The sequence below is a fragment of the Mesobacillus sp. genome (assembly GCF_057785455.1).
Map to the genome: position 1 here is coordinate 18,047 of NZ_JBYNSB010000047.1, position 26,766 is coordinate 44,812.

At 40.1% G+C, this 26,766-nt stretch carries 28 protein-coding genes and 1 tRNA gene; 7 read left to right on the forward strand and 22 right to left on the reverse strand.

All coding sequences use genetic code 11. The features are described from left to right. Positions 1-114 precede the first annotated feature (114 nt). The 4 genes from AC3EBE_RS18685 to AC3EBE_RS18700 all read right to left on the reverse strand — a co-directional run bounded on the left by AC3EBE_RS18685 (position 115) and on the right by AC3EBE_RS18700 (position 5,003). Positions 115-1,086, reverse strand: coding sequence for a DMT family transporter (locus tag AC3EBE_RS18685; RefSeq protein ID WP_488596544.1), 972 nt, complete (start codon positions 1,084-1,086; stop codon positions 115-117). 657 nt (positions 1,087-1,743) lie between these two features. Continuing rightward, on the reverse strand, positions 1,744-2,175 hold the full coding sequence (locus AC3EBE_RS18690) for an RDD family protein (protein WP_488596545.1): 432 nt from the start codon (positions 2,173-2,175) through the stop codon (positions 1,744-1,746). A 24-nt stretch (positions 2,176-2,199) separates the two neighbouring features. Next, positions 2,200-3,585 (reverse strand): M48 family metallopeptidase, encoded by a 1,386-nt coding sequence (locus tag AC3EBE_RS18695; RefSeq protein ID WP_488596546.1) that lies wholly within the window; start codon positions 3,583-3,585, stop codon positions 2,200-2,202. 335 nt (positions 3,586-3,920) lie between these two features. After that, complete coding sequence (locus AC3EBE_RS18700; RefSeq protein WP_488596547.1) at positions 3,921-5,003, reverse strand: FUSC family protein; 1,083 nt, start codon at positions 5,001-5,003, stop codon at positions 3,921-3,923. Between the two features lie 261 nt (positions 5,004-5,264). Between AC3EBE_RS18700 and AC3EBE_RS18705 the strand changes: the two genes are divergently transcribed. Further along, positions 5,265-6,935, forward strand: coding sequence for a glycosyl hydrolase family 28-related protein (locus AC3EBE_RS18705; protein ID WP_488596548.1), 1,671 nt, complete (start codon positions 5,265-5,267; stop codon positions 6,933-6,935). 30 nt (positions 6,936-6,965) lie between these two features. Here the strand turns inward: AC3EBE_RS18705 and AC3EBE_RS18710 are convergent, their stop codons facing one another. The 4 genes from AC3EBE_RS18710 to AC3EBE_RS18725 form a co-directional block, all read right to left on the reverse strand. Continuing rightward, complete coding sequence (locus tag AC3EBE_RS18710) at positions 6,966-7,334, reverse strand: HIT family protein (RefSeq protein WP_488596590.1); 369 nt, start codon at positions 7,332-7,334, stop codon at positions 6,966-6,968. A 253-nt stretch (positions 7,335-7,587) separates the two neighbouring features. Continuing rightward, the gene (locus AC3EBE_RS18715) at positions 7,588-8,337 is read right to left on the reverse strand and encodes a Cof-type HAD-IIB family hydrolase (RefSeq protein WP_488596549.1); all 750 of its coding nucleotides are present in this window, start codon (positions 8,335-8,337) and stop codon (positions 7,588-7,590) included. Position 8,338: 1 nt separating this feature from the next. Continuing rightward, positions 8,339-9,178 (reverse strand): STAS domain-containing protein, encoded by an 840-nt coding sequence (locus AC3EBE_RS18720; protein ID WP_488596550.1) that lies wholly within the window; start codon positions 9,176-9,178, stop codon positions 8,339-8,341. 207 nt (positions 9,179-9,385) lie between these two features. After that, positions 9,386-10,105, reverse strand: a complete 720-nt coding sequence (locus AC3EBE_RS18725) for a hypothetical protein (RefSeq protein WP_488596551.1) — start codon at positions 10,103-10,105, stop codon at positions 9,386-9,388. 136 nt (positions 10,106-10,241) lie between these two features. On the opposite strand from AC3EBE_RS18725, the gene AC3EBE_RS18730 reads away from it, so the two are divergent. Continuing rightward, the gene (locus tag AC3EBE_RS18730; protein WP_488596552.1) at positions 10,242-10,430 is read left to right on the forward strand and encodes a hypothetical protein; all 189 of its coding nucleotides are present in this window, start codon (positions 10,242-10,244) and stop codon (positions 10,428-10,430) included. Continuing rightward, on the forward strand, positions 10,430-10,624 hold the full coding sequence (locus AC3EBE_RS18735; protein WP_488596553.1) for a YwbE family protein: 195 nt from the start codon (positions 10,430-10,432) through the stop codon (positions 10,622-10,624). Before AC3EBE_RS18730 ends, AC3EBE_RS18735 begins: the two co-directional genes overlap by 1 nt. A gap of 56 nt (positions 10,625-10,680) precedes the next feature. Here the strand turns inward: AC3EBE_RS18735 and AC3EBE_RS18740 are convergent, their stop codons facing one another. Further along, positions 10,681-11,826 carry a cation:proton antiporter gene (locus tag AC3EBE_RS18740; RefSeq protein WP_488596554.1) on the reverse strand — a complete coding sequence of 382 codons (1,146 nt, stop codon included), beginning with the start codon at positions 11,824-11,826 and terminating at the stop codon, positions 10,681-10,683. A 192-nt stretch (positions 11,827-12,018) separates the two neighbouring features. Between AC3EBE_RS18740 and AC3EBE_RS18745 the strand changes: the two genes are divergently transcribed. After that, positions 12,019-12,912, forward strand: a complete 894-nt coding sequence (locus AC3EBE_RS18745) for a YitT family protein (RefSeq protein ID WP_488596555.1) — start codon at positions 12,019-12,021, stop codon at positions 12,910-12,912. 140 nt (positions 12,913-13,052) lie between these two features. Here the strand turns inward: AC3EBE_RS18745 and AC3EBE_RS18750 are convergent, their stop codons facing one another. Further along, positions 13,053-13,580 carry a GNAT family N-acetyltransferase gene (locus AC3EBE_RS18750; protein WP_488596556.1) on the reverse strand — a complete coding sequence of 176 codons (528 nt, stop codon included), beginning with the start codon at positions 13,578-13,580 and terminating at the stop codon, positions 13,053-13,055. Positions 13,581-13,681: 101 nt separating this feature from the next. Next, entirely contained in the window at positions 13,682-13,939 is a 258-nt protein-coding gene (locus tag AC3EBE_RS18755) for a DUF1292 domain-containing protein (protein WP_488596557.1), read from the reverse strand. Positions 13,940-14,156: 217 nt separating this feature from the next. Between AC3EBE_RS18755 and AC3EBE_RS18760 the strand changes: the two genes are divergently transcribed. The 3 genes from AC3EBE_RS18760 to AC3EBE_RS18770 all read left to right on the forward strand — a co-directional run bounded on the left by AC3EBE_RS18760 (position 14,157) and on the right by AC3EBE_RS18770 (position 16,503). Then, positions 14,157-14,972 carry a YitT family protein gene (locus AC3EBE_RS18760; protein WP_488596558.1) on the forward strand — a complete coding sequence of 272 codons (816 nt, stop codon included), beginning with the start codon at positions 14,157-14,159 and terminating at the stop codon, positions 14,970-14,972. Between the two features lie 180 nt (positions 14,973-15,152). Further along, positions 15,153-15,226, forward strand: a tRNA-Arg gene (locus AC3EBE_RS18765). A 632-nt stretch (positions 15,227-15,858) separates the two neighbouring features. Next, positions 15,859-16,503 carry a phosphatase PAP2 family protein gene (locus AC3EBE_RS18770; RefSeq protein WP_488596559.1) on the forward strand — a complete coding sequence of 215 codons (645 nt, stop codon included), beginning with the start codon at positions 15,859-15,861 and terminating at the stop codon, positions 16,501-16,503. Between the two features lie 169 nt (positions 16,504-16,672). Here AC3EBE_RS18770 and AC3EBE_RS18775 read toward each other — a convergent pair whose 3' ends face one another. The 11 genes from AC3EBE_RS18775 to AC3EBE_RS18825 form a co-directional block, all read right to left on the reverse strand. Then, positions 16,673-16,993 (reverse strand): DUF2512 family protein, encoded by a 321-nt coding sequence (locus tag AC3EBE_RS18775; RefSeq protein ID WP_488596560.1) that lies wholly within the window; start codon positions 16,991-16,993, stop codon positions 16,673-16,675. Between the two features lie 37 nt (positions 16,994-17,030). Beyond that, positions 17,031-18,386, reverse strand: a complete 1,356-nt coding sequence (locus AC3EBE_RS18780) for an amino acid permease (RefSeq protein ID WP_488596561.1) — start codon at positions 18,384-18,386, stop codon at positions 17,031-17,033. A 106-nt stretch (positions 18,387-18,492) separates the two neighbouring features. Beyond that, positions 18,493-18,855, reverse strand: coding sequence for a hypothetical protein (locus tag AC3EBE_RS18785; RefSeq protein ID WP_488596562.1), 363 nt, complete (start codon positions 18,853-18,855; stop codon positions 18,493-18,495). Positions 18,856-18,926: 71 nt separating this feature from the next. Then, positions 18,927-19,754, reverse strand: coding sequence for an ABC transporter permease subunit (locus tag AC3EBE_RS18790; RefSeq protein WP_488596563.1), 828 nt, complete (start codon positions 19,752-19,754; stop codon positions 18,927-18,929). Next, a complete protein-coding gene (locus AC3EBE_RS18795) occupies positions 19,747-20,658 on the reverse strand; it encodes an ABC transporter ATP-binding protein (RefSeq protein ID WP_488596564.1) in 912 nt (303 codons plus the stop codon). The genes AC3EBE_RS18790 and AC3EBE_RS18795 overlap by 8 nt, the downstream gene beginning before the upstream one ends. A 122-nt stretch (positions 20,659-20,780) precedes the next feature. Beyond that, positions 20,781-22,127, reverse strand: coding sequence for an ABC transporter permease (locus AC3EBE_RS18800; RefSeq protein WP_488596565.1), 1,347 nt, complete (start codon positions 22,125-22,127; stop codon positions 20,781-20,783). Then, positions 22,124-22,813, reverse strand: a complete 690-nt coding sequence (locus AC3EBE_RS18805; protein ID WP_488596566.1) for an ABC transporter ATP-binding protein — start codon at positions 22,811-22,813, stop codon at positions 22,124-22,126. Before AC3EBE_RS18805 ends, AC3EBE_RS18800 begins: the two co-directional genes overlap by 4 nt. Before the next feature lie 103 nt (positions 22,814-22,916). Further along, positions 22,917-23,438 (reverse strand): RNA polymerase sigma factor, encoded by a 522-nt coding sequence (locus tag AC3EBE_RS18810; RefSeq protein ID WP_488596567.1) that lies wholly within the window; start codon positions 23,436-23,438, stop codon positions 22,917-22,919. Between the two features lie 15 nt (positions 23,439-23,453). Further along, the gene (locus tag AC3EBE_RS18815; protein ID WP_488596568.1) at positions 23,454-25,409 is read right to left on the reverse strand and encodes a DUF6449 domain-containing protein; all 1,956 of its coding nucleotides are present in this window, start codon (positions 25,407-25,409) and stop codon (positions 23,454-23,456) included. Then, positions 25,384-26,283: an ABC transporter ATP-binding protein gene (locus AC3EBE_RS18820; RefSeq protein WP_488596569.1), complete on the reverse strand. Its 900-nt coding sequence runs from the start codon at positions 26,281-26,283 to the stop codon at positions 25,384-25,386. The genes AC3EBE_RS18815 and AC3EBE_RS18820 overlap by 26 nt, the downstream gene beginning before the upstream one ends. Continuing rightward, complete coding sequence (locus AC3EBE_RS18825; RefSeq protein WP_488596570.1) at positions 26,284-26,664, reverse strand: GntR family transcriptional regulator; 381 nt, start codon at positions 26,662-26,664, stop codon at positions 26,284-26,286. It abuts the gene before it with no gap. Positions 26,665-26,766 lie beyond the last annotated feature (102 nt).

A 26,766-nucleotide genomic window follows, 5' to 3' on the forward strand; every position in this document is an offset into this window, starting at 1 on the left:
GGTAATAACATAATTTGGTAATATGGGCATTAAGACCTTGGAGAGGCATGAAAAAAAGACCATTAGAATGTTCTTGGAATGGGGAGGAATGTCAAATTTTATCCGGTAAATATTTTACGCACTCGCTTGTTTCTTGCTTGAAAAACTGTTTTGCTGATGAGAACTATAGCTGTGGAGGGCCATGCCCCCCATTACAATGAGCATGCCAATCCAGGAAAGCAAATTTGGAAGGGCTGTTGAAAGGATGAGCATCTCACCTGCAAGTGCGAAGAGCACCTCCATCGATTGTGTAGCTTCAACTGCAGCGAGCTTGGGCATATTGTTCCTTACCAGGTCTGTTGCCTTGAAAAAGAGTACAGTTGCTATCACACCGGAACTTATGGCGACTAGCATCGATTGAATAGTTTGCCCGGTTGATGGTGGTCCTTCTGTTATTAATCCGTAAACAGATAGAATGATCCAGAACGGCAAACTGGCTAAAGTCATTCCCAGAACTCGCTGGAATGGATCAAGGCTTCCTTGTGTCAGCTCCATCATTTTTCGATTTCCCAACGGGTAGGCGAATGAAGCAATGATAACTGGGATGACTCCTAATAAAACAGTTTTCAGCGGAATATGTATCGCATGTTGTATTTGCATGAGAATGATTCCGATAAGGATGATCATGGACATCGCTAATCCTTTGAATGGTATACTTGCCCTCTTCTGAATTTTTGCACCATTTCGGATGATCGTTTCGTAAAAAAATGGAGCCAGCAAGGTTCCTGAAATGATGGTGATCTGCCATGTTCCTGCTATAAGCCATCCGGGTGAGAAGGCAGCAGCATAAGTTAATGGCGCATAAAACAGAACAAATCCAACAAAACTCCAGCTGATCCACTGAACCGGTGCTTTTCTCATGGCATTAAAAAGCTGAAAAAGATTTCCTCTTGCAAGAACGATCACCAGCAGGAATGGAACCATGAAAAAATATCGTAAAGAAGCGCTCCAAATCCAGCTTCCTCCTGCCAATTCCATTGACTGATTGAGGACAAAAGTAAAAGCAAAAAAGAAAGCCGATAAAATCCCTAATAAAATGGGTCCCATTTCTTCACCTCAAGCCAATAATAATTTCTGCGTCGATGACTTCTTCGCATTTGTGAATACCGTAAATATGGTCAGGCAGCTTATCCTAATTTTACATAAACCAATGAAAAAAAGACCAGCAAGAATGAATCTATTTTTAGGAATTTCAACTTCCCTTCATTACTTTGTAATATATCATAAAGGGAGAAAACCCATCATTTTAATTAAAGGCTCTGTTAAAGCTGAATGTTGATTTTTAACCCCTGTTGATTGTAGTGGTAGGCGCGCAGACTCCTTCGGGATTTAGCGGGCAGGTGAGACCCCGGAAGAAATGGTCCGAAAAGAAGGGACCATTTTTCCCCGCAGAAGCGAGCGACGAGGAGGCTCAGCGCACGCCCCGCGGAAAGCGAAGCGCCTGGAACAAAAATCAACAGCCTTGATTAACAGAGCCTAATTAAAAAAAACCTGGCAATTGCCAGGACCAAATGGATTATAGCTGTTTTATTTATATAGCGAAAAATTCAACTTTATAGCGGAAATTATCTTTTTATAGCGGAATTCTTAATAATATAGCGAATCGGAAACTTGATGGGAAGTTTGTGAATATCTAGATTCCCTTAACAAATTACAGGGTATAAGAAACTCATAAACATTATGAGAAGTTAGTGAAATAAGTTATTAAAGCTCTTTCTTCTCATAGCTGATTTCATATGGTTTCTCGTAAGTTACGTAAGTTCCGGCAATGAAATCGTGAATTGCTCTTTTGTCCTGGCGCAGGCCAACCATAAATGCGCTGACGATTACACCAATACCCAGAGTTAAAATATATACCAGGCCGGCAACGATTGTTCTCATGAACATTGCTCCAAATCCAAGCTTTTCGCCGTTTACTTTCGCAATTCTTACTCCAACAATTTTCTTTCCTACTGTATAGCCGGACCAAACGACAGGTACAAGCAAAGTGTATAGGAAGTTAAGTGTAGAGGAGATTCCACTTTCCTCTGTGCTGCCTGTAACTAAGTAGCTGATGATGGCAATTGGAATCCCGATAATGATTCCATCCAAAAGGCTTGCTCCTAGTCTTACCCAAAATCCTGCAGGTCTGTTCATTATTTTTCCTCCTGTAAATTTGATTTATTTTAATAAATCTGCAATTTCCTGCTCGCCAGATTGCAAGGCGTGCATTCGTGCAGTCATACCCGAATAATCTTCCGCATCCTTATCGGCGCCTAAATTAAGGAGCGTTCTTACTGCTTCAATTTCCCCGCTGAAAACCGCGTAGGTCAGTGCGCTGTATCCGCTGCTGCTATCCTGATAATCAGGATCACCGCCGGACTCACGCAGGAGCTTAATCATGGAAACATCGCCTGTTTCAGCTGCTGTCATGAACGCTGTCATGCCGTAATCTGTCTCAAAGTTCGGATCTGCTCCATATTCAAGCAGCAGGCTTACCATTTCCTTATTGCTGTCCCTTATGGCCCAGTCTAAAGGAGAGTAGCCGCTGTAATCGGTTAGATGGATGTCTTCGCCCTTCTCGAGCAATTTTTTTGTTAACTTGAGGTCACCAGAAACCACGGCCTTATTCAATGGAGTTGTTTCCGCCTCCTCCATCCATTCCTCTTCATCTTCAAAAAAAGCTTCGGAGTCAAATAGGTTAATAGCATAATAGCCGCCTCCACCTATTAAAGCAATAAACAGGATAGAAACAGCTGCAAAAACAATTCCCGCTTTTGAATTTTTTCGGCGGATGAAAACTTCCTCTGTTTCTCCAAAGAAAGCACTGATTTCATTTATTCGTTTTGGCAGCGGCGGATGAGTTGATAAAACTTCCCCAAGCCAAACAAAAAAGCCTTTTTCCTGATTGATTTGCTCAAGATATGAAGCACGATTTACTTTTCTGTACATTGTTTTTCCAATTCCAAGCATTGTAAGACAGTTTTTAGCCGCCGCTGTGTTTTCAGTATAGTAAGCTGCATAACGGTCACAAGTATATTCACATGCCCGAAGGTACAGCTCTGCAACACCTGGAATCCACATGGAAGGCAAAATAAACATCATCTTCCCGATGTGGTTCCGTTTGATATGGGCAAGCTCATGGGCGAGGATAAAATTCAGCTCTTCTTCTGCCTCCTGGTCAACTAAATCGAACAGATCAGAGTAAATGACCACCATATTCCTGCCAAAAAAACGTGAAGCAAAAGCATTCAGTGTACCGCCAGCCTGGACAATATATATATCCGGCACCTGCTTAATATCCATCCTTGCACATAAATCCTTCACGCTGCTATAAATCAGAGGAAATTGGTTCTCCGTAATTTTCACACCGTTCAAGCGAATATTCCCAATCATTATGGCGGAAAGGATAAGTGATAACACAGCTAAGCCAATCAGAATCATGATTCCGACTACGGATATGGCAAAAAGAAGATAAGAAACAATACTAATACTTAATACAATCCAGAAATATTTATTCTCATTATTATGAATCAGTTCCTTATAGGTGTATGTACGATCTGTCATGTCTCTTAGGTCTCCTCATAAACACAATTAAACTGATTATATGAATAAATAAAGATTTGGTATAGATGTTTTTTATAGGTATAAGGACCTTATTTTGCCATTATTAGACATGAACGTCTTTTATTTTACAGAATTCCCAGCAGAATTCCAATGGTTTTTAGCATTTTCTGACTAGGATCGTTAATTTGATTCTTCAACTGTTTCATTGGTGACCACTCTTCCTGAATATTTCTTTTTTAGTACCATTTTTTTTGAATTTTTCTTAGATAACAAAAGCTCCTTATTACAAACTAAAAAAGATGAAAGGGATTTTCATAGCCCCTTCATCTCTCTTTTTACTTCTTTAATAATTCTCGCGGGTTTTTAAGAATGCTTTTCAGGCTGGCTTTTTCGACATTTTGTTTCTTTTTTTGATATTGCTCAATTAGGTCGTTCAAGCGTTCAAGCTGGAACGCATAATCGAAAATGACAGAACTTATGAGGACTAACCTAAGCTTGTGTTCTCTTTCTATGTCATTGGCCTCCATAATTGATTCAAGGAATTTGCCGGTTTCTTCGGTAAAATTACCATTGTCAATTTCTTTTATTTTACCGGCATATTTCAAGAGAATCATTTCGTGATAGTTGATTAGCTCTTCTAGATGAAAATCAAATTTCTTCGTTTCATCCCGGTCAGGTCGGCTTTGGAAAAAATGATCCTCTATTATATCCAGGAGCTTTAGCCCTTGCTGGAGGCAGGCAAGCATTTGCTTAAAAACAACAAGCTCCCGAACATCTGAAGGCTTGATTCTGGAGATTTTCTCGCGTTCTTCATCCAAAATTTTATAAAGTTCCTCAAGTTTAGCAACATCCTTTTTCAACTGATTCCACTGATTTTGGAATGTTGTTTCGGTCAATTCGTTGGATATGGCCGTCCTGATCAGAAGTGACATCGTTCTGAAGCTGGAATCCATTTGTTCCTTAAAGTTTTTAGTGAAATTCGGCGGTGAGACAATCAGGTTGACAAGGAATGCAGAACCCATTCCAACCAACACGATAATGAATTTATTGCCTGCAGCGACAATCCCTTCATAATGGTGGGAACTCATCATTACTAAAACGGTAATAAGAGTTAATGAAATAGATCCTTCCATCTTCAGCTTCAGGCTGATTATGATGACGATCACCATAACAAGCCCGATGACAATTGGGCTGTTCCCAAACAAATAGATTGATGAGACAGCGATGATTGCACCTAAAGTATTGGCTTGAACCTGTTCCAGCACTTGTTTCCAGGAACGATAGATTGATGGCTGGATTGTAAACGTAGCTGCAATGGCTGCAAACACCGGTGGCTCCAATCCCAAGGCCTTCGTGATATATAAGGCGAGAACAACAGCCAGTCCAGTTTTTAAAACGCGCGGCCCTAGTGTAATCAAAAGTATCCCTCTATTTCTATTGAAGATGATTGAAATCCTTCTCAGAGTATTTACTATTCACAATATCAGCAGCTTTACTGTTTTTGCAAGCAAAGGACAGCGGGTCAGCAGGTTTCCTCCAGCATTCTGAGAAGCAAAAGCAAAACTCTATAAATATAGTTTATGTAAGTTAGGAGATAGCTTTTTGATTGAAAAAAGGTTATCCATTTTAGGAGAGGGAAATAATAATTCTATAGCAGTTTGATAAAGGCGGGAATTATAATGATGAACTTAGACAGAAACCATGATCCTAAGCAGAACGCTCAGTTAATTGCCGATATTACTGGCAAGACTCCTAATATAAAAGATTTAGTAAACGAAACAAATGCGTTGTTCCTTGAAGTCAGCAAGAAATATAGTCCTGTTGCAGCAAGGACAAGTTCTGCCCTAACTTCCCTTTTCACTAATTTCGGGGCAACCATTCGTAAAATCGCCCAAACGAAATCTGCATTTGATGAATTCCAGCAATTTGAAACGATTGTTGATTCGAATGGAAATGTCTATCCCGAATGGATCGAACTTTTAAATGAAGAATACAATCATTTGCTTTCAGAAATAGATAGAGAGGTTCATATTGAGGATTTCGGAGCTGTCGGTGATGGGAAAACAGATTGTACCGAGGCCTTCCGGATGGCACTTGGCAAAGGACACGTAAAGGTTTACATTCCAGAGGGAGTTTTCATTACAAGAGAAGTCAAGCTCCCTTCTTACTCAATTCTTGTCGGAGCAGGCAAGAAAAAAACGGTTATCAAGCTGCATGATGCTGCTCCAAAAGGTACAAGATTGATTACTAATAAAAACCATCGGACAGGCAACCGAAATATTTATGTTAAAGGAATGTCGCTTGATTGGAACGTGGAACGCCTCGGGAATGTTGAAAAAACAAGTACTTGGGGTAACCATTCAAGCTGTCTTCTCTATGCCAACGTAAAGTTTGGATGGGTTAAGGATGTAGAGGGAATAAATCCAGGTCTGCACTGTTTTGATATCTCCTCTCCGCTGTATAATTATTACGGTGACGGCTATCGGGCCCGTGGCGGCAGTGAATTTATCTGGCTTGATCAGCTGACAGGCTATGGCTTTGGCGATGATGGGATTACTACTCATCATAGCGACAATATCTTCATTTCCAATTGCCATATGTGTGATCCTAGCGGCAAGGCGCATAAAAAAGGGTTTTCGAATTCAAATGGCATTGAAATCGATGATGGATCAAGAAATGTATGGCTGTTAAATAATTCATCAGCCAGATGCTTCGGCGGAGTGGAAATTAAGGCTCACCAAACCTCCTCAGCAGCGAACAATGTTGTCTTGATCGGTCATATCTCTGTTAACGATAACCGGTCCTATAACTTCAGGCATATCGGACATCATAAGGAAACGGATCTTGAATCGAAAACTGCCATCAATATCCGCGCTTCCAATATCGTTTCCATTAAACCGATTTATACAGATTTATATGCCAATTCTTCGCCACGGGCCCTTGTGGTGTCCGCTTATAAAAATGTTGCGATTAATCATTTCACCGTGATTGGTGACCCGCAATATGATTATGGAGAGGAGCCGGTAATCGGTATTCAGTATCGTTCCCGGAATGTCATTTTAAATCATCTTCATATTAGCGGATTCACCAAAGCAAGTCATGACCTTAAAGTATTTGGCGGCGGAAATCATGCCGACCATGTTTCGATCCGGAATCTGTATGTAAAACATTCAGCTCCGAAAGCGATTCATATTGGAAAAGGAATTGAGGAAGCAGCAATAGAGAAAGTGTTTGCAGATGCAGTGAACGGTACCACAGTCGTCGAAATAGCTTCAGAAAATGTACAAGTTGCCGGGATTGAAGCACGAGGATATAAATCTCCTGTTAAGATGAACAGGACAATAGGATAATCTTTCTTGTTTGTCAGCTTAGAGTAAAGGTTACTCTGAGCTATTTTTTAAGGCTTCAATTGCTTTCATTATTTTTATCCTTGTTTCTGTCAGCCTTGTCTCTTCTTCAATAAATACATCACTTTCTTCTCGATAGAAATCGGCGAAGCTTTGTCCTTCGTATCTTGGAACAACATGCATATGAAAATGTGTCAGTTCATCAAATTGACCGCCATTCTGGCAAAGGGTAATTCCATCAGGATTAAACACATTCCTCACTGCTTTAGATAGAAATGCAGCAGCACTCATTAGTGAAGCCGCAGTCCTTTCGTCAAGGTCGTCGAAAAACCTGGCATGGGTCTTGGGCAAGATCAATACATGTCCCTCATTGAATGGACTGTGATCCAGAATGCAGCATATAAACTCATCCTAAAATAGAATATGGACCGGCAGCTTGGCATTGGCTAATTGGCAGCCCAGACAGACCATTTTTAACACAACCTTTCTTCTGTTTTCATGTTCAGTTCCCTACTATCGGTGTTGCTGAAAGTGCATCATCACGAATAGCATCCAACTCTACAAATTCTTATCAATGGTTAAATCCGACAGGCAATGCACTGCAATAAATTCTAAAAAAATACGAAGCAGTATATTAACTGCTTCGCTGGATTCATTATGACAGGACCCACTTCTTGATTGCCTCTGCTACTCCATTTTCCGTGTTGCTGCCTGTAACGTCATCTGCGGCTTCTTTTACGACATCTTGAGCATTGCCCATTGCAATTCCCAAACCTGCTTCGGTAATCATCGCAATATCATTGAGGCTGTCCCCAACTGCCATAACGTTTTCCATCGAAATCCCCAGCAGGCTGCAGACTTTTTGCAGACCCTTGGCTTTATTGATGCCCAGAGCATTAACTTCAATATTGACCAGGCTGGAATTGCTTATTTCAAACAAGCCCTTAGCCTCCAGCTCCTTTAACACTTTTGCACGTATTTCATTATCTTCGATATGGAAACCGAATTTTAGCCACTGCTGGGATAGGAGATCCTCTGGCATTTGATTATTCCAATTGTTCTCACTGCTGATTGCCCAGAATCTGGCTTTAAATTGTTTGGATAGGTCATACATCCATTTAATATGCTCTGTATCAACCGGATTTCTTTCCACGATCTGTCCGTCCGGCCCCCATATTTCGCTGCCATTCACCGTAACAAGGTAAGATGACAATTCAAGTGATATTACATAATCCCGGGCTGTTTTTAGGCTTCTGCCTGTGCTTAAAACAACCTTAACCCCTTTCTTTTCGGCATCCCTGATGGCTTTGCGATTTTCTTCTGAAACCTCATGTTTATCGTTCAGCAGCGTACCGTCCATATCCAGGGCGATCAGTTTTATTTCTTGTTTTTGACTAGTCAACATGTCACCCCTCATTTACATTATTGTTCTTGTTGATGCTTTCGATTGCTTGCTTCACTGTTGCGAAGGTAACGATGCTAGAAAAATCAACGCCTCCTTCAACAGCGGCCTGAGCCAATTCAGGTCTCATTCCTGTTGCTATGGAGTCCACACCTAACAAGCGCAATACATTGTGTATGTCAAAAATATGCTTTGCAATCGTAGCATCAATTGTGACGATTCCTGAAAAGTCAATGATAAGACATTGAACTTTCTGTTTGGCAACTAAAGGCACTGCGCGCTCCATAATCAGAGATGCACGATCATGATCCATCTTCCCGACTAGTGGCAGGACTGCCACATCTTCCTGGACAGGAACAACTGGGGCCGAAAGAATATTCACTTCGTCTTGAACTTCTTTTATAAGCTGTGCATTCTGCCTTTCGAATGCAAAAACAGTTTCATTAATGCTGATATCGAGCATACTGTTCACCCGCTTATTAATCCAAAGCAAATCTCCAATGCTAACGTCATGTTTTAAACAAATTTCCGCCATTTTATCGATAAAGACCAGCCTTGTAGGCGGGTAGCGCAGGAGAATATCAGAAATTCTCCCTCCTTTTGCCGCTTCTCTTTCACCATTTTCCCTGCTCCATTCAATTAAAGTTTCTGAAGGTGATTCATCACGCTTATTTATAGATTCACCAAGGAAGCCAAGGTATTCGGTGTACACCACAATTGCCTGGTCAATCTCCGATTGTGGTATCTCCATCCCGATTTTATCAATTATCCCTTCTACCATTTCCATTGCGATAGCTTTGGAATTTTGCTGCAGATCATTAGCGATTGCCGTAATTGAATTCACCAAGGTCACGTCCCTTTACTTCGAAAATGCATTTTTATATTTTTCCTGATAAAACTAAGTTTTAACAATAGAATACACTTATTTTAAGGAATTTTCTTCTTTCAGCATAATGAATTTATGGATACAGTAAAAATAATACAGTTGACCTAGGATGATATTACTTATTTTACCCTTTTTAAAACGCCCCGAATTATTGTTTTTCGTAAGTTAATATTCCTTGGAGATCCTGGTTAATTCGAAGAATTCCTTTTCAGGCTTCATCCACTTTGTTCCTTTGTCGGAAACAAGATAAATCCCCTTATCCAAGTCGTAAATTACCTGGACATTCAATGAGCCTGCTGTAATTACACTTTTACCATCATAAAACATTTGTCCTTTAGTCCAATCCCTTGCACCATTGATGAGATCGATAATTTCGCTGATGGTTTGCTGATCAGTAATTGGGAAACAATCATTTCCTGTATCAGGCTGTTCGTTTATGCAAATCTCATTAGGCTGATTTTCGATCCACTTTGAACTGATAATTCTATCTGTCTTGTCAAAAATGACCTCAGTTGAATTCGTATTTTCAAAGTAAGCAGCATTGATTGTTAATTCCCAATCTTGCCCTTCCTTTTGCCAGGCAGAGATGAACCCTGCGCCATCTTCTGGAGACTTACTGGATGACTCGACAAAAACATCAGTCCATCCGTTTTGAGGGAGGACGGATTGATAAAAGGCCATTATGTCTTGCCAATGGTCGCCGCTGATTATATAACCAGGTGCTCCGTTTGGTTTTAAGCCCTTATACAGCGGAACATCCTCCGACCTTTCTGGTATAAATGACAGACCCTCATACTTCTCTTGTCTTTCCTTAAGAAAAACAAGCATCCCACTTGCTAATAGTAAAAAAACAATAAGTATGAAAAAAACCTGTTTCTTTTTCAAGTGAATCCCCCAGCTTTTTACTTTAATATTAATGTAAAAATTTGAAAAATAACATCTAATTTTTATAGTCCTCGTTTCTTTTTAGCACAAAAAAGCGTATACTGTATTTACTAAAAAATAAGCCCAGGAGGCAAATATGACAAACCATACAGAAGAGCCAAAAAAGAAGATGAGCCTGCAGGAAGCGATCAAACAGCAGCTTGAGAACAAGAAAAAAAATGCGTCCGGCGGTAAGGGTGCTATGAACCAGATGGACCAAGCGAAAAAATTAAAGAGCCAGCAAACAAAGAAAGTCAGCAATCAGCGCAGAAAAATGGGTGTATAATGAACGGCCAAAATCGAAAAGATATCTTCCCGGGTGTTAAGGTCAACATCGTCTTGAAGGCAGACCAAAGATCCGGGAAGCTCACGCCCGGAATAGTCAAGGATATTCTTACAAAGTCACCTACCCATCCGCACGGCATCAAAGTGAGGCTTGAGGATGGACAAGTCGGCCGTGTGAAAGAAGTGCTGAAATAAAAAAGAAAAAGCATTAAAGGCAATTTTAGCCTTAATGCTTTTTTTATGATCAATTCTTAACTTGTTTTTTCTTTCACCTTTTCAATAATCAGCTTATTCAGGCGCGGAGCTAATTGGAAAAGGATTGTCCCGATGAAGGCAATAACCAGTATATATATGCTTGCAAACATCTTCAGTTCTCCAGTTGCAAGGGCTGCGATAATGACGGAAAATTCACCCCGCTGTGTCAATGACAGCCCTGCCTTCAATGAATGACTCCTTGGAAGGCCATACCATTGGCCGCCGAAATACCCAACAATCAATTTATGGATCAGAGACCAGAATACAAGAACAATCAATAGTCCCATATATGGGATATCACTTGTCAGTTCAATATGGAGGCCGAAGTTCAGAAAGAAGAATGGTAGGAATATATTTCGGACTGGAAGTGCTACCTTCTCAACTTTTTCCTTTATTGACAGCTCAGATAGCATCATGCCCGCAAGGAAAGCCCCAATTACCTCCGATAAGCCGAGGAGCATTGCGATACCGCCATATGTTAAGGCAATTCCTGCAATCATAACGATAAAAATATCATCTTGCTTAATATCCTGTAAAAGTGGTTCAGCTTTTTTAAACACCACTCTGGCAAAGAAAATAGCAGCCCCAGCCAGAAGGATAATCTTTAAGATAATTAACAGGAAGTCCATTGCTGTAAATCCTTTACCAGTCAGTCCGATCAAAATCGTAACAAGGATGGGAGCGATTAAGTCCTCGAATACAAGAATCAGCAGCATGAATTCAGATTCCTTATTTTCTGTCCGGTTTTTATCCTCCATTAGTTTAGCGGTAATCGAGGAGCTCGTGGCATATACGATTCCCCCAACAATCAGGGAAGAAACCATATCAAGTCCAAAAAGATAACTTATCCCTGCGGTTACGCCGATGCCTAAAACGGCATCAAGCACCCCGCCTTTCCAAACTTTGCTGCTATTCCTGATCAGTCTATCTACAGAAAACTTCATTCCTAAGAGAAAAAACAACAGGACAAGCCCGATTTCACCTGCTGCTTCAATCACCTTAGACTCATCAAGAACTGTGGATAATCCAAGCCCAAGTAAAATATATAGTAATATATCTGGAATTTTAATCAATTTCATTCCGATTATTCCAACTAAGAACAGGACCAATAAAAATAAACCAATAGCCAATGTCAAATTCATTCACAACAACACCTTTTTATTAATAAACTGCCTTCTTGTTTAACTACCCTATCTTCTACCCTTTTTATTTAAAATGAACACGCAACTACTCCCTTTTTCGGAGTGTTAACTAGGTTAGAATTAGGCAGATATGCTAAAATTATCTAAAAGAACAGTTTGCATGGATAAAATTATTGTTTAAGAGGAGAAAAAATGAATAGTATTCCTGAAGAAGTTCTAATTCAGTATCGGCACAAAGGATTGAGTAAAACCAAGTTGGCCAAAAGAATCCTGTTTATCATATTGGGTGCTGTCTTAATGGGAGTAGGGATTGAAGAATTCCTGGTTCCAAACCGGATTCTGGATGGCGGAATTGTAGGGATCTCCATTATTCTTTCTCATTTGACGGGCTGGAGGCTTGGCCTGTTCATTTTTATTTTGAATATCCCCTTCTTTTTTGTCGGATACAAACAAATAGGCAAAACCTTTGCTCTTTCGACTCTATTAGGAATTACCGTCTTATCATTGACTACCAGCTTCCTTCATGAAGTGCCGGTTTTTACTGAAGATTTGCTGCTGGCTACAGTCTTTGGAGGGATTGTCCTTGGTTCAGGAGTGGGGATTGTCATTCGCTATGGAGGATCATTGGATGGAACGGAGATACTGGCTATCCTCGCTAACAGGAAGCTGCCATTCTCTGTTGGTGAAGTCATCATGTTCTTTAATATCTTCATCTTTGGTACAGCCGGGTTTGTTTTTGGCTGGGATCGTGCAATGTATTCAATCATGACTTATTTTATCGCATTCAAAACAATTGATATAGTGGTAACTGGATTGGATGAATCCAAGGCAGCCTGGATCATCAGTGATGAGCACAAGGAAATTGGTGAGGCGATTCTTGCACGATTAGGCCGGGGAGTTACCTACCTGACAGGTGAAGGAGCATATACTGGTGATAACAAAAAGGTCATCTTCTGTGTGATCACAAGATTGGAAGAAGCAAAGTTGAAATCCATCGTTGAAGAATTGGATGAGTCGGCATTCCTTGCGGTAGGCAATATTGCGGAGGTGCGCGGCGGCCGCTTCAAAAAGAGAAACATACACTAAAAAAGGAATGATCCTCCGATCATCCTTTTTTTATTTTATAGATGAAACTAAAAAATGAATTTGATGTGATTAACGATATGGGGTGTCTTCCTCCAGTTCCAGCACTTAGCCCCATTATTATGCGCTGGAGCTTTTTGTTCTTACCTAATCAATGAATATACATTCGTATCAAATGATTTTCCTCCTTGGACAATGTAATTCCTGAGGAGACCTTCGTATTTGAATCCCAAACCGGCAAGTACCATATTGGATGAGATATTCTCTTGAAAAACGATTGCACCGATCCGCTTTAAATCCATTTCCTGAAAACCGAATTCCAACACCCTGGTTATTGATTCCTTAGCGTATCCTACTCCCCAATAGTCCGGGTGAAGCTCATAGCCAATTTCGGCCCTTTTGTGTTTGGGTGAATAAGCATGAAAGCCAATCGTACCGATAAGCCGAGAATCATCTTTACGCTGAATCCCCCACCTGTAGCCTTTATTTTCCTCGTAACTTACCCGAAAGGCATTGATAAGACCTACAGCTTCCTCTTGCATGGTCATTAGCTCTGAGCCATAAAACTCCATTAACCTATGATTGGAAAAATTCTTGTACAAATCTCCTGCATCACTTTCTTTTATCTCTCTAAGATATAAACGCTCAGTTTCTAATTGTGGAAATTCCATAATGCCTCCCATTATATATGATGAATCCCTATAACTTCTGTTTATTTGGCTTGAACTCCTTCCTGAACATAAAAAAAGGCCGTCCTGGGACGACTTTTGTTTTACTCCTCTGCCGGATTGGCTTCTACGGCAATTTGGTAAGCATCAAGCAAATTATATTTTTGAATGTCATTATTCAAGCCTATCAAATATTGCTCACCATCTTGCTCTTCAACTTTCATAATCAAAGTGTCCTTGTTGTCTCGCAGCAAAGCAAAGGATTCACCCTTCATTTCAAACAAAGCCTCGACATCGAATTGTTTTTGGTTCCCCACATCATCAATTACCGTCACTCTATCCCGAAATGACTCCCGATCCATTTCATCACCTCCGCAAAGTCCCTTATATTTTTCCCTTTCATGCTTCCGATATTTAATAAATACATTTTTTTCATAAAGTTGGTTAACATTATTATCATTGTTTTCCTGAATTTTAATGAATGAAATTCTTTGTTAATTTAAAATAAACTTTTAAATTTACATCTTTTTTTTCAACTATATAATATTGCTAACGGACTAGTGTTTGGAGGCGGCATTTTTGAAAACAGCAGGAATCATTGTTGGATCAACGATAGTATCATTTGCATTTAATTTTTTCCTGATTCCCCATGAAATAATGAGCAGCGGCATAAGCGGCCTCGCGATTATATTATCTATGCTTACTTCAATAAATACTGGAGTCTTCAACTTCCTATTGAACTTTCCTCTCCTGGTAGTTGGTTATCTAAAGCTCGGCAGGAGGTTCATCCTCTATACGATCCTTTCAGTTGTGACCATTTCATTAACTCTATATTTAATTCCAGTTGTACCGATTGCCGAAAATTCTATCCTATCATCAATTTTTGGAGGAGCAATCGCTGGCTTAGGGATCGGAATCATCTTTCGTTCCTCCGGATCATCCGGCGGGTTTGATATAATTGGAATGCTTTTGACAAGACGCAAGGATTTTCCGATGGGAACGCTATTATTCGCGATGAATTCCATTGTCATCTTATTATCCGGATTCCTCTTCAGCTGGGATGCAGCATTAAATACCCTTGTATCCATTTATGTTCTTGGAAAAGTAATTGATAAAGTACATACCCACCATGTAAAACTTACGTTGATGATCATTACTAGAAAAGGCGAGGAAGTAAAACAGCATCTGTTAAAGAATGTTTATAGGGGCGTAACTGTGATTGATTCAGTCGGCGGCTATTCAAAAGAAAAAAGCAATGTCATTTTGACGGTCATCTCTAGATACGAGCTTACAGAGGTGAAAAATCTTATAGAAGAAATAGACCCAGAGGCCTTTGTTAATATTACAGAAACATTAGAAGTTATGGGGCTTTTTCATCGTAAGCAACATCATTGAGACAAGTGATCGAGCCCTTATTGCTTGTAAGGGCTCGATTCAGCGAGATGAATAATCAGATTACAATTTCTTGCCTGTGAACTTTTCTTGGATTATTTTTCTTTTTACACTAAAAGTATCTTGAATTTTTTAAGGTGTCATTATATAATAATTGAGTCGCTAATATTCATATTTAATTACGTCTCAGTAGCTCAGTAGGATAGAGCAACAGTTTCCTAAACTGTAGGTCGGGGGTTCGAATCCCTTCTGGGACACTCAGCTAAAGCCTTTCTCACTCGAGAAAGGCTTTAGCTTTTATTTGAGAATATGTTTTCTGGTGCAGGAGTAACAAACAAACATTAGGCGTAATTTGGTACTGAAAGAACTAGCCTCCTCGAGTGAAAAATTGTCCGAAAGCGGCCTTGATTTTGACAGAAATAACACATCCATTGAAAAGTTGTCCAAAATAAAACCTGATTCTGAATGAAATCCATTACCCCAACATAATTCTGTCATCAACTCTATGATAAAACTACCTCAGTTCGCAATTTACCAAATACTATTTTCCAAGATAATAAGATTCGCAACAGCATCCCGCCAGACAACCGTAACCACCGCAGATAATCATATCTTCAGCAGCCCATGACTTATAAAGGTATGCCAATGGCACCAAAGTTTAGCTTCATCGGCTGATAGACCTTTCAACAAGCTATGGACCTTTACAGCCCTCTGCTGCTTTTGATTATTTTAATGCTGGAACTAAACTGTTGCAGCTTTCGTCTATATTACTGTGATACTTAATCACACCAGCAATTTCCAAAATGTATTAATTATCACCAGCGGGATTAGTTTGCAGGGTTTGTGGTATTTATACACCATGACCAATATTATTGAAGGGGATTATTCAATGAGAGCTAAAATTAAAGATCTTCCGTATTTATTCTTTTTGCTGGCGATGCCAGTATTGGGAATGATATATAAATTTCTGAATACGAATCCGCGCGATGCGGTGATCCTTTCAACCGACTTCGATCACCTCATTCCATTCCTGCCTGTTTTTATACTTCCATATATCATCTGGTACGCTTTTATTTTAGGCTATTTAATTTATTTCTGGTATAAGAACACAGCTGTCTACCTTAAAACATTAAGTGTTATAGTAATTGGAGAGCTTGTCTGCTTTGTCATTTACTTTTATTTTCAAACAACTGTCCCACGCCCAGAGCTCACTGGAAGCGGAATCCTGGTCGACCTCGTAGCCATGATTTATAATCATGACCGTCCCTATAATGCTTTCCCTAGCATTCATGTGCTAACTACCTTTGCGATCATGCTTGGCAATCTGAATATCCGGAACAAGCATATTTTCCATTCTACTTTTATTCCGGTAATGGGTTCTTTGATCATTATTTCTACTTTATTTGTTAAACAGCACTATATTCTTGATATGTTTGGCTCAATGTTCCTAACAGCCTTTATTTATGGGATTGTTTTCGAACTTTATCAGCTCAAGGCTACTAGTAAAGAAAATACTGTGTACCTAAAAGATTAATAAGAAAGGCCATCAAATGGATGGCCTTTTTTTATTCTTTCTCTTTGTTTCCTTCTTCACTTCTCACATCTGGCCTGACTGGATATAGCTCGTCTGCAGCTTCTGTCTGGAATTGATAATTACGGTTGTACTGTTGCCTTTCTTCTCCTTCAGATCCATTGCGTGCAATCTATTTATGGAAGAAATATTCAAATAAAGCAATCCCGGCTGCGGATATTAGAGAAGCTACAATCAGGCTATCACCATATGTCAGACTTTCCCCTAATATCCAAATAACCATAAAGGCAAGGCTAAAGTCTGCCAATGTGGCAATGATGTTATTCGTCCTTGGCAGTAAAAATAAATCCCCTATTATATAAGAAGCAAGACCAAGGACTAACGAAATCAAAAATACATTCGTCAACGACATGTCATACATAAGACCGAGGATGATGTATAGAAGCACAATACTTGAGAGAAATTTTACCGCTATCGCTCTAAAATGTTTCATGTATCCCTATCCTTTATATTTATTAATTTACTTTGTGTCAATTTTGGTTTGCCCAGACTTTCTTCTGTAAAAATATAGCGATGATCGCAATTAAAACGATGACAAAAAGGCTGACAAAAAACCCCATCCTGATGTTTTTTTCCATGAGAGTGCCGCTTACTGCGGCTAATATCAAGAAGATGCCGAGGAATGCGATAATTTTGTTCCATGCCTTCATTTCTAATATTTTCAGCGAAGATATAATTATGAATGACCAATTAAAAAGGATTAATATTCCTGCAGCAGTCGTGATATACTCGTAGATTTTCCCTGGCAAAAGCAAGGCTGTGATAATTGAGGCAATCAGGCCGACGACTGCCAACGCTAAAGACGGAAGTGGAAGCTCTTTCCATTTCAGTTTTATTGAGAACAGCCTGGGTGCATCTCCATCTTCCGCAAGAGTAACAAGCAATGTGGTTACTCCAAATAGTGATGCTGTCATGGTGGAAAAACCTGCAACAATGATTGCTGCATTAAAAACATGAGGGAAAAATTCCAGGTTATACTCACTTAGGGCGGTGACGAAAGGGCTCTCTTTATCGTTGAACGCTCCGTGGGCAGCCATTATGACTGCAAGCCCTAAGGCAAGCACATATATAATGACCAGTACGACCAGCATAATGATGCCAGCTTTTGGAGCATCCTCTTTCTTTTTCAGCCTAGTAGCCATTAGTCCTATTACTTCAATTCCGCCATATGCATAAAAAGCATAGATCAGTGATGACCAAAACCCCTTGAACCCTTCTGCAAACAGACTTCCGGATGTTTTCGGGATATGAGGCTCCCTGGCATCAAAATTAAACCAGCCAAACAGCGCTGCCGCGGCAAGGATAATGAACATGATGATTGCAGCTGTCTTTATGACTGCTAGCAAATCTTCTACCTTGTCAAATCCTTTGTTCCCAGTCAGAACTACCCCTATTGATAAAACAGCATAGCCTGATGCAAATATCCAGAGAGGGATATCCGGAAACCAGAATTGGGAAAGTATCGAGAGGGCTGTCAATTGGCTTCCCATGATCAAGATATTTGAACTCCAATAATTCCAGCCGCAGCTAAAACCTGCCCACTGGCCGAAGGCTTTGTTTGCATAATAGCAAAATGAGCCATCCTGTGGGTCCTCTGCGGTCATCTTCGCAAGCAAACTGTACACAACATATGTGCCGATGGCTGCCAGGATGAAGGAAATCACTATGGATGGCCCAGTAATTTTAATACCGATTGCTGAACCTAGAAAAAATCCAGTTCCAATCGTACATCCAACGCCAATTAACGATAATTGCCACCACTTTAGGTCCCCAGATTCCGAGGTGCTGCCCTTGCCTGAGTCTCTTGATGGTAAGAAGAAATCCATACTCTAAACCTCCTTCAACAAGTATTATCATTCGAGAACAGTGATGTTTTTATGTAGTGAAAGTTCCGGAGATCAAAATAAAAAGCCGATTCGCATTGAATCGGCTTCATTTTTCATTCTTTTTTTTATCATTTTTCTCAGACTCGGAGTCTTTTTTCAACCCTGTCATAGTCCTGTACATTTGTGTATACATGCTTCCCTGGACAATGTTTTCAAGGAAGAATTCTCCTATAAGTGTTTTGTATTCCTCGTCTTCAAACATTTTTTTATTTTGAAGTTCCATCTCAGCCAGACCTTCATAGGTGGAAATCAATGCGTATGTGTGGTCCTCCCCTGATATTGGTGACAATAATTCTACTCTGTGGTCATAATTGTCGTTTCTAAAGCATTGCAACAATCTGAGGTTTTTGATTCCGTCAGGAAATTTGTCCTGCTTCAATTCAAAAGTTTGTATAACGATGACAGACATATCCTATCCCCCTGTGATCTTATGGTCGATAGGGTTAGATTTTTCAAACAACGGATAAATTATGCATATTGTTAAATCTGCTGTTCGAATAAATTGTTCCTGTCATTGTATCTGGTTACTAATTTCAAGAGCATCGCATTTAAGAATAAAATGATCACGCCTACAATGGCAAGCAGCATCGGATTCATTACCAGGAATCCGGTCGCCTGGCCAACAAATAGACCCATGATTGGCAGGATTAAAATACCTCCAAGCTGCTGTGCTTCCTGGAAACCCTTCGACCTTGCTGAAACAAAGACATTAACCAAAATAGTAAAGATCGTTATCAATGGCACAACCCATAATATTAAAACCATCCAATTCGCATTAGGAAAGATTAAAAAACCAAACATTCTGTATGTCAGACTGATTGTGATGATACCAAACAGCAAAAAGCTCACTAGTGTGATGACAATGGCTGGAATAAATGCTGCAAGAACTTTTCCAATAAATAGGTCCTTTATAGTTATCGGAGAAAATAACAGGGTTTCCATTGTCCTTCTTTCCTTTTCTCCTACGAAGCTATGCAAGGCTATCATCATTGCATTCAGGCACGGGATAAGCAAAAAAATCGAACCGAACATGTAATTAATCACGACATAAATAATCTGATGCTTCATGCTCGGCAAATTGTTGAGCAGTTCGCTCGTTTCCGTACCCTGCAGTCCTTTGAGGACATTCTTTACTAAATCGGTCAATTCAGCCGAAAGCGGCAGGTTTTTTATGAGTAAAATAAATGTTAATGGTAAAATGACTGAAAAGATAGCTGGCAGCAGGACCAATCCCAGCCAAACCTGAACGGAACTGGTTATCGATTTCATATCTTTTGAGGCTATCAGCCAAATATGCTGTTTATTCATGGTTCTCACCTCGAATCTTAAAGTATAGTGATTCCAGATCGATATTTTCTATTTCAACATGATGGACCCAAGCATTTCGCAGTATTTTTTCCAAAAGTGGGGAGATTTCTTCCCGAGAAGGCAAATGGAAAATAAGTGTATTCTCTCCTGAAGAGGAGAAAGGATAACCTTCCCATTCTTTGCCTTTAGGCAGCAGGTTGGTAATAACCTTCAGGCTGATTGTCTTAACATGTCTTAATTGAAGGTCATGAAGAGTCCCTGAATCTATGATTTTCCCTTGATCGAGGAATAAATATTGCTGACAGACATTTTCGAGCTGATGCAGTATATGGGAGCAGAGAAAAATGGTTGTCCCTTCCCTTTTGTTTAAGTCCTTGATGAACTTTAGGACAAGCTTGATTCCTTCCGGATCCAGCCCATTTGTTGGTTCATCGAGGAATAAGAGCTTTGGCTTATGCAGTATTGCTTTTATAATGCCTAAGCGGCGCCTCATGCCGGTACTGTAAGTACCAACCTTCTTATTCTGGTGTTTTGACAGCTGAAATTCTTCTAAAAGATGGGCGATTTGGTTTTTATCATAATTTCCGTACAGCTTGCTGAAAAAAACGAGATTATCTAAACCCGACATTTCGTGATATAAGCCAGCATTCTCTGTCAGAATTCCGCTCATCCCGCGAATTGCGTCCCCGTTTTTTAATGGATCCATACCCGATATTGAGATTTGTCCACTCGAAGGTTCAATCACACCATTCATAAGTCTGATCATAGTCGTTTTACCAGAGCCGTTTGGCCCGAGAAGGCCAACTATTTCTCCCTCTTTCACTGCCATTGATACATCTGCTAAAACGGTTTGTTCTCCGAACTTCTTTGACACAGAGTCAAGTTTTATCATATTTACAGCCATTCTGCTTTTCCCCTTTTGTTACCAGATGTCCATAAGACGGAAGCAGACTTGATTTCGTTCATTTATTTTTTATTTTGTTGAAAATATGATAAGAGAACCGGCCAAGGCCGGTTCTCTTAATGTTACACTTCTCTTCGCAATGCCTGCAGAACATCAACCTTTGTTGCTCTCTGGGCAGGACGCAGCCCGGATAGGATAGTAACAAAGTAGCAGATGACAAAGCTTATGATTGGCAGAGAAGGAGGTATATAACTGAACATTAAACCTTCTGGAGGCATTTCGCTAAATGCCTGTTTGATGATGAGCGGGAGTGCAAAATTCACCAGATGGCTGATTGCATAAGCAACAACAGTGCCAATTGACGCTCCGATCAGTCCAATATAGCTGCTTTCAAGCAGGAAGATTTTTTTTATAGTGCCAGGATTTGCTCCAATGGCTTTCATAATGCCAATATCCGGTGCTCTTTCCGTAACGGCCATTGTCATGGTATTGTATATCCCGATGGATGCTATCAGGATGGCAATTGTACCGATGAATATAAGTCCAGCCTTAACGATCGTAAACAGAACGTTAATATCCTTCAATTCATTAACTACTGAATATACTCCATAGTTGTCATCCTCTAAGGAATCGGAAATTTCTTTTACGGATTCCAGATCCTTTGCATATACTTTTACAGAATCGTAGGAATCAATTTGATATTCAGGTGCGCTCTTCTCGGTATTGTTCGGATCGACTGGCATTCCCCGTACTGTACCTGTGTAACTTTCTATTTGCTTTAGAATTCCCTCGGAGACAAAAACACTGTTATCGTAATACCATTCTTTAGCAGGCTTAGCTCGGATGCCGACAACAGTCACTTCTATTGATTTTTCAACCTCCTTATTATCCTCGATTTTCATAATATTCATCGTGACTTTTTTTCCGATAAGATTATCTTTGTAGCGGGATTCCTCTTTCACCTTCCCTTGCTCATCATATAGGGTTTCAGGGTCTGCGTCCTTCGGTACCAAGTCTTTAGTAAAATGATAACCAACTAGCAATTCATTGTCTTTCTCTGGCAGTCTGCCATCTGAAAGCTCCAGGCCAGCCTTGATCTCAGATGGCATATGGGCTACAACAGTTTCTGCTGCGATTTGATGCTTACCGATTTCGTACCTTGGAGTCTGTGCCAGCATTTTTTTCCTTGTGACAGCCTTGACATTATTTATCCCTTCGAACAATTTTAAATCCGTTTCTGTCAGCTGGCGGTAGCCGTTATCTTCTTGTTTGCCATGGACCTCGATTTCGGTGACAATACGTCTTTCCATTGTCTCTTTAACTATGGATTTATGTAAGCCAAACCCCACTGAGGCGAGAACGATAAGGAAGGTTACACTCATGGCAGTAGCCAGGATCGTCATAAAAAGCCTTGTCCTGTTCTTTTTCATATTCTGGCGGACGAACCGGAATTGGTCCTTTAATTTCATGCGAGAACCTCCTCTAATATGCGGCCATCTCTCAACTCAATAGTTCGATGTCCTATTTTAGCTACCTTCTCATCATGAGTGATGATCAGGAAAGTGATGTTCAGCTCCCTATTAAGTTTTTTGATGAATTCCAGCAGCTCTTCTTCTGTTTCCGAATCAAGGCTGCCTGTTGGTTCATCGGCCAGGATAATTGGCGGATTGACGACTAATGCCCTGGCAATGCTGACACGCTGCTGCTGTCCGCCTGAAAGCTCTCCGGGATAATGATTCTGATAGGCAGACAAGCCAACCATCTCGAGGATCGAATTTGTTTTTTGCACTCTCTCCTGCTCCTTTACCCCCTTTAATATAAGTGGCAATTCAATATTTTGATAAGCTGTCATACTGGGGATGAGCTGGAAGCTTTGGAAAATGAAACCTAGGTTCTCTATACGGAAATCAGCAAATCTGGATTCGTTCATCGATGATGTTTGCACCCCATTTATCATGATTTCTCCTTGCTTTGGCCGGATAAATCCACCGACAAGATTAAGCAGCGTAGATTTGCCAGAACCGCTGCGTCCTACTACAGTCACGATTTCTCCTTCTTTAACCTCTATCGATACATCTTTTAAAACTGGAATGATGGTTTTATTGCCTTTCTTTCCAATCACAAATTCATGGCTCAAATTTACTATTGAAATCATGTTAACACCTCATTTTATTTACTGATATTTGAATATATAGAAAATAATGTCAATAAAATAACCGAAAAAAGTTGGCGATCCTAGGTGAATCGCCTGTATCCAATTAAGCGGGGTATTTTTCGGTCATGACTTTTCTTAGCTGTTTTCTGGCCCGATGGAGTCTGGTTTTGACAGTGCCAGATTTTAAATTCAACTTAGAAGCAATTTCTTCTTCTTTTAAACCATATTGGACTCTTAATACAAGGATTTCCTTATATTCTTTTGTAAGCTTGAAAAGCAGATGCTGGATATCTTCTTTTAAAAGAATGATTTCTACTTCTTTTTCGATAGATGGGATCAGGTCCTTATCTTCGCATATCTGCTCCATTAGGCTTTGATCCGACGGAAGCCATCTTCTTCTTTTTTCGGCCCGAAGATAATCGATAGCAGTACGTCCGGCAATCGCAGCCAGCCAGGCTCCAATTTTCTCCGAATCTTCAATGGTGTCCATCTTCTTATAAGCCTTAATAAAGGTTTCTTGCACGACATCCTCAGCTAGATACCGATCCTTTGTGATACTGAATGCGATGTGACGAAGCTTTTTCTCGTGTTTTCTATATAGCTCGTCAAAGTCAATATAAACCATATTCCTCCCCCTAGATTATCGTTTGAAATGCTCTTTAATAAATTCAGGAACGTATTTGTCATTAAATGTCCGGATCTCTTTATAATTTCCTTTGGCATAGACAAATACGGCAGTGTAAGGTTCCTGGTCGAACCATCCATAACCTGCATTTTCCAGAGCCGCCTGAATCTGTGTTTTGTCCGTAAGTTTCATAGCATTTTTGCTTGATAGCAATCTTTCTACTAATTCAGGCTCTGGATATTCATTTAGTTCTTCCTTGCTGATCACTTCATCTGTCACAAGAATGTATTCGACATCGTCGGCAGTCACCATTGCCTGCTCTAGCATATTTTTTTGCTTCAGCCAGGCAATCAAGTCCTTATAAGATGCCTTTAAATTAGCGTGGATAAAATCGTTGAAATTAACTTTTATCTCAATAGTGGAACGATTTCCCCGACTATAGTAATAAGGGTCATAAGTATCTTTCTCTACTTCTTTTTTCAGTAATGAAAATATTTCCCTTATTTCATCAGGTTTTGATATGAATAAGCTGTCATTCAGCCCATCAGTGATACGGATGGAAGTAACTTTATTTTCTTTTACCTGGAAAATAGGATCTGTAGCATGTTTGTACTCCACCGATTCATAAATTTCTTTAAGCTGACGTTCGTAATCAAGTGGGTCGATCGTATACTGCCTGATTAGCTTGCTGCCGTTATTCATTTCATAAATAATAACGGCACGTTCCTGGAATCTCATATCCATTTCATTCGCTTTTCCGTTTATGATGATTTCATTATGGAGCTTACGGACCGCGGCTATATTTTCCTTTGTGTTCAATGGTTTCGGTGAATGTCCCTCAGAAGAATGATAATAGATGCCATTTGTGAATGTAACACTCTTGATATCTTCCAGATCTGGCACACGTTTTTCATACGGTGACAAAGATTGAATGATGAGAACCAGGATGACCATAGCCGCAGCAAATATTCCCAGCCCACGCAGATGGCCAAACACTCTCCATGACTTCTGTAAAACCATTTCAGCAGCAAAATAACCGATAACACCGCCTAAGGCGTAGCCAAACATCAGCCAGCCCATTTGATGCTGCATGGCATCAAAGTACATGCCGCCGAGCAGCATTGTACAAAATGCCACACCGTATTTAAAAACGATTTTTAAGCTGTGGAAGGAAATGGCTTCAGATGCAGATTCTATCTTCCGTTTTTTATAGACTATAAGAGACAGAGGATAAAAAATCAGCAAAAGAACTCCATAAAGCAATATGGCTTTCAAAGTCAGATCATTTGATTCCATGCTTGCAAGATGGGTAATCGGTGACATATTTTCCAGGTGTCTGGCCTGGATGAAGTCACTTGGGAAGCCATAAAGCATCATACCGAGACTATATACTACGATCAGGGTAAAACCAGCCGGGAATAACAGCATGATATAAGTCAGGACTCCCTGTACGGCCGAGATACCTGTTACCATGGCGACGAAAACCCCAGCTAAATAAAAAATTGTGTTAAAAAGAATCACAGTCCCTGTCCATTCAGCAATGTCAGCTTGCTGAAAGTATGGGTTCAAATCATAGATTAGATGAATAAGTGAGGTGATGACTGAAATTCCAATAACCGGCAGAATCAGGAATAACCATCCTGTCAGTGTATAAAAGTGAAATATCTTTTCCCTTTTTAAAGGGAGGCTGTGCATCAAATCAGCCGCCTGTTTTATATGCAGAAATCTGAATAGGAAAACAGACAGGATAACAGGGACACTCACAAATAGAATGATTTGTATGCCAAAGTCAAAGGAAAATATACCTCTTACGGGTGTAAAGTACTGCTGTTGATCACCTGAGTAACTCATCAGGATCCGTAATGGTACTGCGAAGAATAACCCCAGGAAATAGATGATTGAGATCCAGCCAATGCTTCGGTTGACCTGAAGCACCATCTCTTTATTAAACAACGATGTTTTTGATGGCATAGCCAATATCCCCCATTTCATAAATGAATATTTCCTCCAATGTTAATGGGAGCATATCGAAAATTACCGGCTGTGTGTTTTGGATTACTGACTCTATCTCATCCTCCTGCCCTTTAATGATGCAGAGCATGACACTGCCTCTTTTTTCACAATGCAGCATTCGCAAGTTTTCCTGCAGATGTGCAGGTGGTTCTCCTTTGTAGGCAAGCTGGACCTTGTGAATATCTGATTTTAAGTCATCCAGGTCTTTCTCCAGCAGCAATGTTCCGTTATGCAGGATTCCAATATGATCACAAATGTCTTCGATTTCCCTCAGGTTATGCGAAGAAATCAGGATGGTCATTTCCCGGTCCGCTACATCCTGGATAAGCAGGTTTTTCACTTTCTTCCTCGCAACCGGATCCAATCCATCCATTGGTTCATCGAGGATCAGGATATCAGGCATTGTTGCCAAAGCAAGCCAGAAAGCCGCCTGCCTTTGGATACCTTTTGAGAAGGTATGTATTTTTTTCGTTATGCTGAACTCAAACACTTCTGCTAATTTAGTGAAACGAGTTTCATTCCAGGACGGATAAATACTTTTGTAAAACTGTGCCATCTGCTTCACTGTATATTGTGGAAAAAAGTAAGGCTGGTCCGAAATATAGAAAATCTTCTGCTTTAACGATTCATTTTCAAAGACATTCAAGCCATCCATTGTCACCTCTCCTGAATCTTGTTTATAGATTCCGGCAAGCAATTTGATGATGGTAGTCTTTCCTGCTCCATTTGAGCCGATCAAACCGTATATTGAACCTTTTTCTATTGTCAAATTGACGTTTTTAACTGCTGTTTGTTTTTCAAAAGTCTTATTTGCATTTCTCAATTGAATCATTTACTCGCCTCCCCCTTTTGAAGCGTCTATCTCTTTTACCAAAGTTTGGATTTCTTCTGCTGAAATACCAAGATATAAGGCTTCCAGCACCAGCTTTTCCAGATCCTTTTTTACTTGCAGCATTTTATTTGCATCCTTTGCAAGGTCCATTTGATTCACAAAGCTTCCCTTGCCTTTTTGTGAATAGATAAATCCTTGAAGCTCCAGCTCCCTGTATGCTTTTTGGATAGTATTCGGATTGATTGTCAGCTCTTGTGCAAGCTGCCGGACGGAAGGCAATTGTTCATCAGGTTTGAGCACTTCATTTATGATCAGCTCTTTCATCTTTTCTACCAGCTGTTCATAGATCGGTTTACGGCTTCTCAGATCAAGCTCAAACATAATGACCCCCAATCTGTACTAAGTGTACTATTATTGTTAATACAGTTTAATTATATGCCAACCTCTTCCATAAAGATAGTAGCTAAATTCTTAATAATTTCT

Bases quoted from the DNA above. Each gene is read 5' to 3' on its own strand.
- AC3EBE_RS18685 (WP_488596544.1), bottom strand. From the start codon at position 1,086: ATGGGACCCATTTTATTAGGGATTTTATCGGCTTTCTTTTTTGCTTTT.
- AC3EBE_RS18690 (WP_488596545.1), bottom strand. From the start codon at position 2,175: ATGAACAGACCTGCAGGATTTTGGGTAAGACTAGGAGCAAGCCTTTTG.
- AC3EBE_RS18695 (WP_488596546.1), bottom strand. From the start codon at position 3,585: ATGACAGATCGTACATACACCTATAAGGAACTGATTCATAATAATGAG.
- AC3EBE_RS18705 (WP_488596548.1), top strand. From the start codon at position 5,265: ATGATGAACTTAGACAGAAACCATGATCCTAAGCAGAACGCTCAGTTA.
- AC3EBE_RS18715 (WP_488596549.1), bottom strand. From the start codon at position 8,337: ATGTTGACTAGTCAAAAACAAGAAATAAAACTGATCGCCCTGGATATG.
- AC3EBE_RS18730 (WP_488596552.1), top strand. From the start codon at position 10,242: ATGACAAACCATACAGAAGAGCCAAAAAAGAAGATGAGCCTGCAGGAA.
- AC3EBE_RS18735 (WP_488596553.1), top strand. From the start codon at position 10,430: ATGAACGGCCAAAATCGAAAAGATATCTTCCCGGGTGTTAAGGTCAAC.
- AC3EBE_RS18740 (WP_488596554.1), bottom strand. From the start codon at position 11,826: ATGAATTTGACATTGGCTATTGGTTTATTTTTATTGGTCCTGTTCTTA.
- AC3EBE_RS18745 (WP_488596555.1), top strand. From the start codon at position 12,019: ATGAATAGTATTCCTGAAGAAGTTCTAATTCAGTATCGGCACAAAGGA.
- AC3EBE_RS18750 (WP_488596556.1), bottom strand. From the start codon at position 13,580: ATGGAATTTCCACAATTAGAAACTGAGCGTTTATATCTTAGAGAGATA.
- AC3EBE_RS18755 (WP_488596557.1), bottom strand. From the start codon at position 13,939: ATGGATCGGGAGTCATTTCGGGATAGAGTGACGGTAATTGATGATGTG.
- AC3EBE_RS18770 (WP_488596559.1), top strand. From the start codon at position 15,859: ATGAGAGCTAAAATTAAAGATCTTCCGTATTTATTCTTTTTGCTGGCG.
- AC3EBE_RS18775 (WP_488596560.1), bottom strand. From the start codon at position 16,993: ATGAAACATTTTAGAGCGATAGCGGTAAAATTTCTCTCAAGTATTGTG.
- AC3EBE_RS18780 (WP_488596561.1), bottom strand. From the start codon at position 18,386: ATGGATTTCTTCTTACCATCAAGAGACTCAGGCAAGGGCAGCACCTCG.
- AC3EBE_RS18785 (WP_488596562.1), bottom strand. From the start codon at position 18,855: ATGTCTGTCATCGTTATACAAACTTTTGAATTGAAGCAGGACAAATTT.
- AC3EBE_RS18790 (WP_488596563.1), bottom strand. From the start codon at position 19,754: ATGAATAAACAGCATATTTGGCTGATAGCCTCAAAAGATATGAAATCG.
- AC3EBE_RS18795 (WP_488596564.1), bottom strand. From the start codon at position 20,658: ATGGCTGTAAATATGATAAAACTTGACTCTGTGTCAAAGAAGTTCGGA.
- AC3EBE_RS18800 (WP_488596565.1), bottom strand. From the start codon at position 22,127: ATGAAATTAAAGGACCAATTCCGGTTCGTCCGCCAGAATATGAAAAAG.
- AC3EBE_RS18805 (WP_488596566.1), bottom strand. From the start codon at position 22,813: ATGATTTCAATAGTAAATTTGAGCCATGAATTTGTGATTGGAAAGAAA.
- AC3EBE_RS18810 (WP_488596567.1), bottom strand. From the start codon at position 23,438: ATGGTTTATATTGACTTTGACGAGCTATATAGAAAACACGAGAAAAAG.
- AC3EBE_RS18815 (WP_488596568.1), bottom strand. From the start codon at position 25,409: ATGCCATCAAAAACATCGTTGTTTAATAAAGAGATGGTGCTTCAGGTC.
- AC3EBE_RS18820 (WP_488596569.1), bottom strand. From the start codon at position 26,283: ATGATTCAATTGAGAAATGCAAATAAGACTTTTGAAAAACAAACAGCA.
- AC3EBE_RS18825 (WP_488596570.1), bottom strand. From the start codon at position 26,664: ATGTTTGAGCTTGATCTGAGAAGCCGTAAACCGATCTATGAACAGCTG.